At 60.7% G+C, this 11,851-nt stretch carries 9 protein-coding genes and 1 pseudogene; 5 read left to right on the top strand and 5 right to left on the bottom strand.

What is annotated here, in order from left to right:
* Positions 1-356: 356 nt before the first annotated feature.
* Complete coding sequence (locus ASE88_RS04725; protein ID WP_056475912.1) at positions 357-1,472, bottom strand: sigma factor-like helix-turn-helix DNA-binding protein; 1,116 nt, start codon at positions 1,470-1,472, stop codon at positions 357-359.
* Positions 1,473-1,925: 453 nt separating this feature from the next.
* Positions 1,926-2,687, bottom strand: a complete 762-nt coding sequence (locus ASE88_RS04720; protein ID WP_235527817.1) for an ABC transporter ATP-binding protein — start codon at positions 2,685-2,687, stop codon at positions 1,926-1,928.
* A gap of 15 nt (positions 2,688-2,702) precedes the next feature.
* On the opposite strand from ASE88_RS04720, the gene ASE88_RS19710 reads away from it, so the two are divergent.
* The 4 genes from ASE88_RS19710 to ASE88_RS04705 all read left to right on the top strand — a co-directional run bounded on the left by ASE88_RS19710 (position 2,703) and on the right by ASE88_RS04705 (position 6,187).
* Complete coding sequence (locus ASE88_RS19710) at positions 2,703-2,825, top strand: hypothetical protein (RefSeq protein ID WP_268795204.1); 123 nt, start codon at positions 2,703-2,705, stop codon at positions 2,823-2,825.
* On the top strand, positions 2,822-3,595 hold the full coding sequence (locus tag ASE88_RS04715; RefSeq protein WP_056475909.1) for an SDR family NAD(P)-dependent oxidoreductase: 774 nt from the start codon (positions 2,822-2,824) through the stop codon (positions 3,593-3,595). Before ASE88_RS19710 ends, ASE88_RS04715 begins: the two co-directional genes overlap by 4 nt.
* Positions 3,596-3,710: 115 nt before the next feature.
* A complete protein-coding gene (locus tag ASE88_RS04710; RefSeq protein ID WP_056476451.1) occupies positions 3,711-4,784 on the top strand; it encodes a phosphotransferase in 1,074 nt (357 codons plus the stop codon).
* A 17-nt stretch (positions 4,785-4,801) separates the two neighbouring features.
* Positions 4,802-6,187, top strand: coding sequence for a carbohydrate porin (locus ASE88_RS04705; RefSeq protein WP_082466212.1), 1,386 nt, complete (start codon positions 4,802-4,804; stop codon positions 6,185-6,187).
* Positions 6,188-6,532: 345 nt separating this feature from the next.
* On the opposite strand, the gene ASE88_RS04700 is transcribed toward ASE88_RS04705, so the two are convergent.
* The 3 genes and pseudogenes from ASE88_RS04700 to ASE88_RS04685 form a co-directional block, all read right to left on the bottom strand.
* Complete coding sequence (locus ASE88_RS04700; RefSeq protein ID WP_056475904.1) at positions 6,533-8,338, bottom strand: DUF885 domain-containing protein; 1,806 nt, start codon at positions 8,336-8,338, stop codon at positions 6,533-6,535.
* Between the two features lie 618 nt (positions 8,339-8,956).
* Positions 8,957-9,493, bottom strand: a complete 537-nt coding sequence (locus ASE88_RS04690; RefSeq protein ID WP_056475898.1) for an MAPEG family protein — start codon at positions 9,491-9,493, stop codon at positions 8,957-8,959.
* Positions 9,494-9,649: 156 nt separating this feature from the next.
* A pseudogene (locus ASE88_RS04685) lies at positions 9,650-10,443 on the bottom strand (SDR family oxidoreductase).
* 179 nt (positions 10,444-10,622) lie between these two features.
* On the opposite strand from ASE88_RS04685, the gene ASE88_RS04680 reads away from it, so the two are divergent.
* On the top strand, positions 10,623-11,672 hold the full coding sequence (locus tag ASE88_RS04680; RefSeq protein WP_055877234.1) for a serine hydrolase domain-containing protein: 1,050 nt from the start codon (positions 10,623-10,625) through the stop codon (positions 11,670-11,672).
* The last annotated feature ends 179 nt before the right edge of the window (positions 11,673-11,851 follow it).

The raw sequence follows: 11,851 nt of genomic DNA, 5'->3' as shown, positions 1-11,851 counted from the left end.
CAAGCCGTTTAGCGCCAGGGTTTGGTAGGCGGTGCCAACACGGCGAGAGGTCAGAGCTTACGTGAGTTTCGTCGTGGGGCAAGTTGTTGGGACCCAGCCTCGGTATCTCTTCAGCTAACATGAACGAACGTCTGGTCCTGAAGAGCGACTGCTGGCCGTTGAACGGCTGACATTGGGTCTCGCTGCACAGAGAAGTGGGCGTTTTCTCCCAAACCGAGCCGTGGCAGAGCTCGTTTGGCAATCCCCTGTCTCGGGCGACTGAGCGAAGCCGCGAAGCAGATGAAAAACGCAACCGCTTGCGACGCTTGAGTGGTTGCGTCTCATGGAGGAAGCTTTTCGCTCCGCCACTTGCAGGATCAAGGGAGAGGTGTACTCGGCGGAGCGATGAACCCTCCGGCCATTCGTCCGTTCGCGTCGAGGAAAGCAGACATCAATACTCCACCGTTGGCGAAGACCAGATTGTAGACGTCGTCTCCCATTCTGCCCTTCCCCTTGTAAGTGACCGACCTCAACTCGCCCATAGATTTGAACATAGGTCGTGACATCGGCATATCGCTCCGCACCAGATCACCGAATTTTGGGGCAAGTTTGTCGTAATCTGGCGAGCCACTCGCCAAGCCAGCAACAAGGTTCCTAACTGCAGCCTCAGTGCCAGGTGATGGCATCGCTGCAGAAGGAATGCGGTTGCCCGGTTGCATTATGCCGCCCGCCATTCTGCCATCGGGATCGAGCGCGGCCGACATCAGAACCTGACCATTAGTAAAGACAAGGTTGTAGATGTCATCGTTCTTCATGCCGCGTGAGCGAAACGTCACAGATTTCAGCTCGCCGAGGGCCTTGAACATGGGGTGTGTCATGGGGAGATCGCGTTGAACTACCTCCGCGAACCCAGGCGAAAGTTTTCTGTAATCGGGTGAGCCGCTCGCGAGGCCGGCGACAAGCTGCCGCAGCATAGCTTCGGTGCCTGGTGTTGGTGCTGCGTTCGCTGGTGTTGCCAGCGCCGCATCAGCAACGACGGGTGGAATTGCCTGTTGGCCGCCAGTGCCAGAGCCTTGGAGCCAGAACATGAGGGCGGCTGCAGCGACTAAGATCATAACGATCGCTCCTGAAATCACATAGATGGAGGGGCGCCGCTCACCCTGCGTGGTCGACGGAAGAGGAATGGCGGCCGGAACCTCCTCAACGATCGCGTTGGTTCCCGAAAGTCCGGACGTTTGGGGTACCAGGCGGTTGGCCTCGTCGGCTGCTGCCACCAGCTTTGCCGCCTCAAGCGAGGACGATATGCCCAGCTTGGCACGCGCCATCTTAAGACGTTTTTCGACAGCGTGAGGAGACACGCCCAGATCCAGCGCCATCTCCTTGGCCGTCTGATGATCCAGACAACGCTTCAGGCACTCCCGCTCACCTGTCGTAAGGCGCTGGATCGCGGCCCGCATGCTGTGGTCTATCTCGTCTGTCGTCATGCCGGCCATGGTAGCGCTTATGGAGAAAGTACCAACTATGGCGGCTGGTACCGCTCTAGTACCCTGACTGGGTACCAGCCCATTCCGGCGGCGTTGCGCGCTTGCCTTCTGGCGAGATCGACCAGCCAATCGGGATTCGCGAGCCGATGCTAGGTCGGTGGGGTTAGTGACGAGCAGCCTTGATGGGGCGGGGTTCAGTCAGGGCTCATACCGAACAGATGCCCTGAGTGGCGCGCTAATGACATTGAATTTAAAGTTTTGGGCGATGGCCACCAGCCTTGCCGGCACAAATTGCATGTAACAGCGTAAAGCTAGTCGTCTGAAAACTGTCGAAAGTAGATGCTCGCACGGTGGACGAGGCCCTGGTCGAGATCACCCGAAAAGTGAATGAATGTCCGAAATTGGTGAGCCAGGAACCGCGGGCGAATGTCGCCTTGTGGGTCGTTGCGTAAGCGATGCCAGTTATCGATACCCAGCAGCTTGAAGCTCGAACAACTCGGCGTATCGCCCGCCAGCGGCGAGCAGGGCGTCATGCGTACCAGATGCTTCTACGCGGCCATCGCTGAGAAACAAGATGCGGTCTGCCATGCGCACGCTGGAGAACCGGTGTGAGATAAGCACCGCCGACCGCCCCGTACTGAGTTCTCGAAACCGCTGGAACACCTCATACTCGGCGCGCGCATCGAGAGCAGCGGTGGGCTCGTCCAAGATCAGGACCTCGGCGTCGCGCATATACGCGCGGGCAATTGCCATCTTCTGCCATTCACCCCCCGATAGATCGACACCGTTGCGGAACCGCTTGCCGATCATCTGATCGTACCCGCCGGGCAGCTTAGCGACGACGTCGTCCGCGAGGGCGGCGGCGGCGGCGGTCTCGATCCGTTGACGATCACCGCGCGCCTCGATGCGGCCGACCGCGATGTTGTCGGCAGCTGGTAGATTGTAGCGCACGAAGTCCTGGAAGATCACGCCGATCGCGCCGCGCAACGCATCGAGATCAAAGTCGCGCAGGTCTCGACCATCGAGCAGCACGCGACCCTCTACGGGGTCGTAGAGCCGGGCAAGCAGCTTCACGAGTGTCGTTTTCCCGGCGCCGTTCTCGCCGACCAGCGCCAGCACTTCGCCCGGTGCCAGGGCGAAGGACAAATGGCGTACCGCCCAACGCTCCGCACCCGGATACGCGATGGCGCGTCGCCAATCAGTTTCGACGAGATGATCGCGCATCTCCAACGCGAAGGAATGTCGCGCAAGAAATGGCCGGAACATCTTGTCCTGGTCGATGAGATGGCGATCGGCGCGACCGGAAAGCTCGACAAGAAGGTCATGTCCGCGCGTGCGGTTGCGGCACTGGTGTCGGCATGACGGGATTTTCGTTCGATCTGACCGGTCGTGTTGCGCTGGTCACCGGGGCCTCCTCGGGACTGGGGCGTCGTTTTGCGACCATATTGGCGGCGAGCGGTGCGAAAGTCGTAATCGGGGCGCGGCGTGCCGATCTGCTCGACACGCTTGCGCAGGATATCTCGGACAATGGCGGCGAAGCGCTGCCGCTGGCGATGGATGTCACCGACGAGGCCTCGATCATCGCGGCCTATAACGAAGCAGCAGCACGCTTCGGCCCCGTCGATACGGTCATTGCCAACGCCGGACTGAACGTCGCAGGCAGTTCTCTCGGGCTGGAGGCCGACGCCTTCGACCGGATCGTCGCGGTCAATCTGCGCGGTGTTTTCCTGACGGCACGCGAAGGTGCGCGGCGCATGGTGGCAGCCGGATCGCAGGACCGCGAACATGGTCGCATCACGATAATATCGTCGATTACCGCGCATCAGCCGGGGGCGGGCATTGCGCCGTACAGCGCGACAAAGGCTGCCGTCGCGCAGATGGGGCGATCGCTGGCGAAGGATTGGGCACGCAAGGGCATCAACGTCAACGTGCTTTGCCCCGGCTACATCTCCACCGAAATGAACGAAACGCTTTGGGATCAGCCGGCGGGGCAGCGGCTGCTCGCGTCCTTTCCGCGAAAGCGCGTTATGGACAGCGACGCGCTTGACGCGATGATCCTGTATTTCTCGTCCGATTCGAGCCGGAACCTGACCGGTTCGGTGATGACGATCGACGACGGACAGACGCTTTGAAGGTTTGGCATACAAGGGTTGGTCGGTGCCAGATCGCATGTTGCGCCGCCGAATTGACGCTGGTTTTCCCGGCGAAGCGTTACCGCGGCGCCGCAAGTTGCGGGTCGAGCACGTCATGACGAGGGTCTCCGATGCCAATCTGGGGACCACGCCAGTACGCCCGGGTTTCGAGCTTGACGAAGCCGCGTTGGACACGTGGATGCGCGAGCATGTTGCGGACTATCAGGGGCCGCTGATCGTCACGCAGTTTCGCGGTGGGCAATCCAATCCGACTTACCATCTGGCCACGCCGAAGCGACGTTACGTCCTGCGTCGCAAGCCGCCCGGGCCGTTGCTGAAGGGCGCTCACGCCGTCGACCGCGAAGCCAGGGTGCTGATCGCACTCGAGCGTGCCGGCTTTCCGGTAGCGCACGTGCACGGATTGTCGGTGGACGACACGGTGATCGGCACGATGTTCTACGTCATGGACATGGTCGAAGGGCGCGTCGTCTGGGACGCGACCTTCCCTGACGTACCTGCCGAAGAGCGGGCTGCGTATTTCGATGCAATGAATGCGACGATGGCGCAGCTCCACGGGATCGATCCAGACGCGATCGGACTCGCCGACTATGGCAGGCCCGGCAATTATTTCGAACGTCAGATCGCGCGTTGGTCGAGCCAGTATCTGTCCGACGATGCCGCAGGGCGGGACCCGTATATGGACCGGCTCGTCGAATGGCTGCCGGCGAACATTCCCCTCGACGACGATGCATCGTCCATCGTGCATGGCGACTTTCGCTGCGACAATCTGATCTTTCATCCCAGCGAACCCAGGATATTGGCTGTGCTCGATTGGGAATTGTCGACACTCGGGCATCCGGGAGCGGATTTCGCCTATCATGCCATGATGTACCGGATGCCGGCACATATCGTCGCCGGGCTTGGTGGTGTGGATCCAGCTTCGCTGCGGATCCCGTCCGAAGAGACGTATCTGCAGGCCTATTGTGCTCGGCGTGGCTTGGCTTCGATGCCCGGATACGACTTCTACATTGCGTTCAACTTCTTTCGCCTCGCCGCGATCTTCCACGGAATAAAAGGCCGCGTGCTGAACGGTACCGCGGCGTCTGCCGAGGCACGCCAGCGCGTCGCGGTGCTGCCCGAGTTGATGGCGCTGGCCTGGGCGCAGGCGGAGCGCGCGACGCGTCGCTGATATTTGGAGAGTTGCGTATGTCCGATCCTACCGCATTCTGCTGCGTTGCAGCGCTATTGGCGGTGTCAGCGCCCTCCGTGGCTCTTGCTCAGGTGCCCCCGCGACCGGTTCCCCCCGAACAGACGACACAGCCTGCTACAACCAGCGCACTGCCAGACGACAGCGTCTTGCCCGCGCCCGATCGCTTCAAGCGGTTCGACGATCTTAGTCTGAAGGGTTGGGCAATCTCGTATCCCAAGGTTGCCGATACGATCCTCGCCGATCATCTGGGCGTTCGTGATGCACTCGCCGATATCGGGATAGGCATTTCGCCGATCAATACGGCCAACTTCCAATATGATTTCTTGCAGAACGATCGCGGCTATCGTGGACCACAGCTTTATAACGGTCAGCGTATAACGCGGACCAATACCACGGCCAGCCTCACCGCGACCTATGACCTCGGCCGTATTGGGCTCAAGGGTGGACAGATCGCGACGACATTGAGCATCGTCGACAACAGCTTTCCAGCAGTGAACGGTCCGAAGAAAATCCGGATCGGTCGTCTCCACTATTATCAGGATGTGATCGCGGGGGTGTTGGACTTCAAAGCGGGCTACATCGACAACACGCAGGAGTTCCTCGGGATCAACGTCGGTGGCAATCTGGCAACCGGAAACCTTGGACCGCAGGCGACGATCCCGTTCCAACTCGGTTTGAGTTATGGCGGGTTTGCCGCTCCCGGTATCAATGTCCGGGTACGATCCAAGGCCGGCTTCTACAACAAATTCGGTATTCAGCGCAGCTTGCCACCAGGGGGCGCGACGGCGGAAAACGCCGTAAACCCGGGAGGTTTTCGTTTCTCTCCGCCAGGTACTGGCGTCTTATTGATCGACGAAATCGGTTTCAATCGGGCATCGGCGCCCGGAACGAAATCTGCCTGGGTACGGTTTGGCGGCATTCACAATTCGACGCGCTACACTCGTTTCTCGGATGGTGCGCAAAAAGATAATTGGGCCGTTTTCGTCGCTGCCGATCAACAGCTGACGCAGACCGATCCGGCGAAACCCTTTCGCGGAATCTATGCCGGAGCGACATTCAACTACGCGCCACCGGAACAGAACTTCTTCACGCAATATTACGAAGGCCGCGTCTATGGCGTCGGTCTCATCAAAAGCCGTCCGTTCGATCTGGCGTCGTTGGTAACAACGTATAACGTGTATAGTCCGGAGGGACTGCGCGCTCGTGTCCCGACAACCCAATCATTCTACAAAGGTACCTGGGCTGCCACGGCCAGCTACGCCTATCGCGCTGCGGCGGGGATCTATATCCAGCCGGGCTTGGGAGTAACGGTGCATCCGATCTTTAGCCCAAGATTCGAGCCGGCGCTGAACGGCTACCTTAGCCTGATTACGTTGTTTTAGTTACTGACCTTATATACTTTCCGACCAGCCTGGTTGCGCTGAAATGATATCGTCGAAGCTTTGTGTATTGCCACCGTAATAGGATGCTAACGATCAAACTTTGGCAATATGCACTATCATTTTAAAGATGAATGAGTGTCCGAAGTTGGAAAAGGGGCGAGGCCTCCTAAACGTCCGCTTGTGGGTATTCATACGCTGCAAGGATTGCGATTCAGTGCGTCAATGAGAACGTACGGCGCGACATTTAACCCGCACGCGTTGCGCGTTTCTTGGGGAATCACTGCCGCCTAGGTACCGAAGAACGATATGCTCTGCCCTGTCTCCGGGACTCCCGGATCTGGTCTGCTACGCGATCCGCTCCCGCGCGACCTTCTCCAGCACCGTCAATGGCATCGCTCCCATGGTCAGCACGCGGTGGAACTGCTTCGGGTCCCAGTTGGCGCCGGCCTTCCGCTTGGCTTCGTCGCGCAGGCGGACCCACACGGTATGACCGATCTTGTAGCTGCAGGCCTGTCCGGGCCAGACGGTGTAGCGGTCGATCTCACCCTGGCTGCGCCCACGGGCGATACCGGTTGTGGCAATCAGGTAATCGGTCGCCTTCTCCCTGCTCCAGCGCTTGGCATGCATGCCTGAATCGACCACCAGACGGGTGGCGCGAAACAGCAGCGACTGGAGGTAGCCAACCTGGCCCAGCGGGTTTCCATCGTAAACGCCCATCTCGTCGGCAAGCTGTTCGGCGTAGAGCGCCCAGCCCTCGGAATACCCCGAATAGAAGCCGCGGCGGCGGATCAGCGGGATGTCCTCGCTCTCCAGCGCCGTCATGACCTGGAGATGGTGGCCGGGGATCGCCTCGTGATAGCTCAGCGTCGCCAGGCCGAATTTCGGGCGGTCGAACGTGTCACGCAGGTTGATGAAATAGATCGCCGATCGCGACCCGTCGAGTGAGGCGGATTGATAATAGCCACCTGGCGCGCCGGCCTGGATCGCCTCGGGAACGCGACGCACTTCGACCGGCGCCCTGGGCAGAACCGCAAATTGCTCGGGCAGGCTCTTCGCCATCGCGGCGATTTGCGCACGGAGTTGCTCGAGCAGCGCCTCGCGACCTGTATCGGTGTTGGGGTACAGCTGGTCGGGTCGCTTGTTAAGCGCGACTAGACGCTCGCCGACGCTACCTTGCGTTATGCCTTGAGTCTTGAGGATGCCGTCAATGCGCGCGCCGATTTCCGCGACCTGAGACAGACCGAGCTTGTGGATCTCGTCTCCGGTCAGTTCCACCGTGGTGGCGGCACTTGCCGCGGCGGCGTAATATGCGTCGCCGTCCGGTAAGCGCCAGACGCCCGCATCGTGCGTCGCCTTGCTGCGCAATTCGGTCACCAGCGCGCGTTGCCGATCAAGCGCGGGAAACACTCGTTCGCGCATCAGCGCCGCAACCGCCAAGCGGCGCTCGGGCGGCAAACCGGCCGCTTTAAGCTTGGCAGCCAGATCGGTTGCCGGGCCGGACGTTTCGGGCGCCTTGTCGCGCACCGACGCCAGCTGTTTCAATGTGGTGTCGAGGATATAGTCCGGCGCGAACACGCCCTTGGCGGCATCCTCGCGCTGCCGCTCAGTTTCGGCATCGATCGCGCCTGCAAAGGCTTGCACGCGGGCGACATAGGCGTCCGCGTCGGCGGCGGTTTTCACCGCATGCTGGTTGGCCAAGAAGTCCGGGACGTCGCGATAGGCGCCGCTCAACTGGGTCAGCACATAGGGCGCGTACCGGCCCGCACTGGCGCCGTACGCGAAGCGCTGCCCCGCAATCATGCGGTCTAGGCTGTATTCAACGACGTCGTAATCGATCTTTCCCGCGTCGCCCAGCGCGTCGCGCGACACCGTCTTCAGCGCAGCGAGCTCGGTCCTGGCCCGCGCGAACTGGCGCAGCTCGCCGGCGCGTGAGGTGTCGTCAAGCTTCGATTTAAGTCCGACCCGCGCGCCGGTGTCGAGACCGAGCGAGGTCGCCTGTTCGGGGCTGTTGTCCAGCCGCGCGAAGAAGAACTGGTCGAGCATGGCACGCAATTTCGCGTCGTCGCGACCGATCGCAGCGCGCGCGATCGCTGGCAGGGCCATAAGAGCAGAGGCGAGGCCGGCGGACGTGAGAAAGTGGCGACGATGCATGAGCGCTCCAGACCGATCGGTTACGCGCACCCTGCGCGGTACGGACACGGTTTGAAGGCCCCGACCGGATTTGTCGAGCATGCTCCGGGGCGCTCGGACCGAAGCATGCGGTCGTGCCCGGACGACAGAGAAGCTCTGGCCGGTTTAGGCTAGTTTGGGCAGCATCGGTTCTGTTGGTGTGTAGCCAGAACGAGCTGCGAAGCCCGACGGCCTAGCAGGTGGTTTCGTTGCAAGAAGAACTGGAGGTTGGCTCTGCCGGGACCAACCATGATGCCGAAAACCCACTCACTGCTGAGCTGGTCAGATACGCCGACCTGATTTTCGTCATGGAGAAGGCGCATCAAAGCGAGCTGCAGCGACGCTTCCGAGAGGCTCTGGCAGGCACGCGTAATTTGCCTCGACATACCGGATGATTAGGCTTTGCTGCAGCCAGAAATGGTCAGCCTCCTCGAGATCAAGGTGAGCAGGCACCTACCCGCGACCTCTATGGAAGCGCCGAAGAAGGGAGCTTAAGCGCGAAACCGGAACATGAATGAACGGCTGGTTTCGGGAAGAGGCGGGGCCGGCCTGAATGTCCGCAACTGGGCCGTCGCTGCCGTCGCTGCCCGGCTCACATCGCTAGAGCGACGATTGCACTACCGCGACCACCGCGATGATTAGTCCAACGACACTCGGGTAAAAGGTCAACGCGAATCCGAATGCCCGAGACCTCGCACCATTCGCGTAGCCAATCCAGAACAGCAGACGCCCGACGGCAAAGAGCATCGAAAGCGCAATGATCAGCGTCACCGACGACTCAACCAGCACTGCCAGCGCGACATGGATCGGAACCGCCAACGTCACCTGCTCCAAGGTATTTTGCAACACTGCGTTGGCGCTGCTTATGTCCGCACTGCCGGTCGTGGAGGCACTGCCGGCGATATCGGTTGCCGAGAAGAAACGTAGTCGCGCCACGTTTCCAATCGTCGCTGCAAGCCAGAAGAGGACCAAAAGGTCTGCCCTTGCGACAGCAATCAGGCGATCTTGCAGCGGGAGAAACGCCGGGACACTTACGTGCATGCAAGCCGCCGTCACCAGGATAGTGAGACAAAGTGCCGCCACCATTCTGGTAGCAACGCCACTTTGCTCACGCTGGAAATTGTTTAAGACAGCCATCGGCCCTCTCTAACACCACACTGGGCTGGCCGCAGCATATGAACCAGCGTCCGGTTTGGGCGAGCTGTTCGAATGCCGTGAGCGTCGCCTTCTGGGTCTTGTGGCAACCTCAGCTGAACGCTTAGTCTCGATCGGCTGAGGTTATGCCGGCAGGGATTAGGAAATCGGAACCCCGCCGGTCACGGCCACGACATTACCGGACATGTAGCTCCCCTCTGCCGACGCGAGCATCACATAGGCGGGAGCGAGTTCGCCCGGCTGGCCAGCGCGGCCGATCGGAGTGTCCTGGCCGAGCGTTTCCAGTTCTTTGGGTGACTTGGCGATCGGCTGGATAGGCGCCCAGATTGGACCGGGCGCCACCGCGTTCACGCGAATGCCGTCACTGGATAAAAGGTTGGACGGGCCCACCGTCAGGCTCGAGATAGCGCCCTTGGTCGCCGCGTAGACAATCATGTTCTTGCCAGCGACCTTTGCCTGTTCGCTGGTCCTGTTGATGATCGCCGAACCAGGCTTCATATGCGGCGCAGCCGCCTTGGCTAAACGGATCATGGCAAAGACGTTAGCAGCGAAGGCACCCTGCATCTCGTCATCATCGATGCTTTCCAGGTCGTCGTTCATTGTCTGAGCGGCGGCATTGTTTACGAGCACATCAATACCGCCGAATTCGCGATCGTACGCTCTACGATGCTTACGCAATGATCCCGGTCGCGGAGATCGCCTGGTAGCAAAACGCAACGCTGCCCTGCCTGCTCAACCGAGGTCTGTGTCTCCTCAGCGTCGGTCTGCTCATCCGCAAGGTATGAGATCGCCACGCTTGGACCTTCACGGGCATAAGCAATCGCTACTGCCCGGCCGATACCGGAATCTTCTCCTGCTATGAGCGCCACCTTGCCTTTGAGCAGGCCCTTGCCGACGTAACTTTCCTCGCCATGATCAGGCTTAGTTCGCATGTTCGTCGTCAAGCCGGGCCGCGGCTGTTGCGGCTCATTGGAAAACTTGTCGGATGGCTGGTGCGTGGATCGTCGGTCATATCAGTTCCTGCTGGTGGCATCAGCAGGAAACGGCTCAACGGAGATAACGTGCCGTGTAGCGGGCTTGTAAGGCAAATTTGACGGGCGACATGTTGCCGATGCGGCTCATCCTTCCCTTGCTTATCCTCCTCACCGCCTGCGACGGATCAGCGTCGTCCGCCGGTGCGGCCAGTTCGAGCGCGGTCGCCGGATCGGACACGAAAGGGATGAACGCCGCAGCGATGCGCGACGTGCAGGCCCGGGCCGCCGTACTCCCGCGGCTCCGTTCGCTCCTCATTCTTCGCGACGGACAGACGCTGACAGCGCAGGTGTTTAACGGCGGTCCCCCGCTAGATCAGCCGGTCAACATCAAGTCGGCGTCGAAGTCGGTAATGTCGGCATTGATCGGCATCGCTATACAACGCGGTGTCTTTGACAGCGTCGACCAGCCGGTACTGCCGCTGCTCAGACGAGACGCGCCCGCCGATCCTGACCCACGTCTCGCGGGGGTGACCATCGGCAACCTCCTGTCGATGCAAGCTGGGCTCGAGCGCACTTCCGGCGAGAACTACGGCCGCTGGGTATCTAGCCCCAATTGGGTACGTTTCGCGCTGGCCCGGCCGTTCGTCGCTGATCCCGGAACGGCGATGCTCTACTCCACCGGATCTACCCACCTGCTCTCGGCGATGCTGACGCGCGCGACAGGAAAGAGCACGCTTGCCAACGCGCGGGCGTGGCTCGGTGAGCCGCTCGAGATCGCGATCCCGTCCTGGCCGGCTGACCCGCAAGGCATCTACTTTGGTGGCAACGAGATGAAACTCTCGCCCCGAGCACTTGCCCGTTTTGGCGAGCTTTATCGATTAGGTGGTATGATTGAAGGCCGGCGCATCGTCCCGGCCAAATGGATCGCGCAAAGCTGGACGCCACGCGCGATCTCACCGTGGAGCGGGAAGGAGTACGGCTATGGCTGGTTCCTTACCGAGATGAGAGGTCATCCAGTGCGCTTTGCCTGGGGCTATGGCGGCCAGATGATCTACGTCATCCCCGATCTGCGAATAACGGTGGTTATGACGTCGGACCCAAATGGCGCCAGAGACGCGGGGCACATTGATGCGCTGCATGGCATCGTCGAGAGCGCGATCGTGCCCGCTGCAGATCGAGGTGCCTAGCGAGACAAACGCTAGATGGATTACAGTAGGTCTCCGTGGCCAATGTCGGCAGGACTAGATCGTGAGACGCCTCCCCGACGCGGAACACCGGGGGGGTGTCGGAACGTTAGGGTCCATGGTTGATTACAGGACAGTTCCTTCAACGCGACAGCGCCGCCTCCCCATCGGTCCGGTGCCTA

The organism is Sphingomonas sp. Leaf38 (assembly GCF_001421825.1).
Classification (GTDB): domain Bacteria; phylum Pseudomonadota; class Alphaproteobacteria; order Sphingomonadales; family Sphingomonadaceae; genus Sphingomonas.
The sequence above is the reverse complement of the archived record's forward strand: the minus strand, read 5'-3'. Positions and strand labels throughout refer to the sequence as shown.

Coding starts and splice junctions, on each gene's coding strand:
- ASE88_RS04690 (WP_056475898.1), bottom strand. CDS start 9,493: ATGGCTGTCTTAAACAATTTCCAGCGTGAGCAAAGTGGCGTTGCTACC.
- ASE88_RS04700 (WP_056475904.1), bottom strand. CDS start 8,338: ATGCATCGTCGCCACTTTCTCACGTCCGCCGGCCTCGCCTCTGCTCTT.
- ASE88_RS04720 (WP_235527817.1), bottom strand. CDS start 2,687: ATGCGCGATCATCTCGTCGAAACTGATTGGCGACGCGCCATCGCGTAT.
- ASE88_RS04680 (WP_055877234.1), top strand. CDS start 10,623: ATGCGGCTCATCCTTCCCTTGCTTATCCTCCTCACCGCCTGCGACGGA.
- ASE88_RS04715 (WP_056475909.1), top strand. CDS start 2,822: ATGACGGGATTTTCGTTCGATCTGACCGGTCGTGTTGCGCTGGTCACC.
- ASE88_RS04710 (WP_056476451.1), top strand. CDS start 3,711: ATGACGAGGGTCTCCGATGCCAATCTGGGGACCACGCCAGTACGCCCG.
- ASE88_RS04705 (WP_082466212.1), top strand. CDS start 4,802: ATGTCCGATCCTACCGCATTCTGCTGCGTTGCAGCGCTATTGGCGGTG.
- ASE88_RS04725 (WP_056475912.1), bottom strand. CDS start 1,472: ATGGCCGGCATGACGACAGACGAGATAGACCACAGCATGCGGGCCGCG.
- ASE88_RS19710 (WP_268795204.1), top strand. CDS start 2,703: ATGTCGCGCAAGAAATGGCCGGAACATCTTGTCCTGGTCGATGAGATG.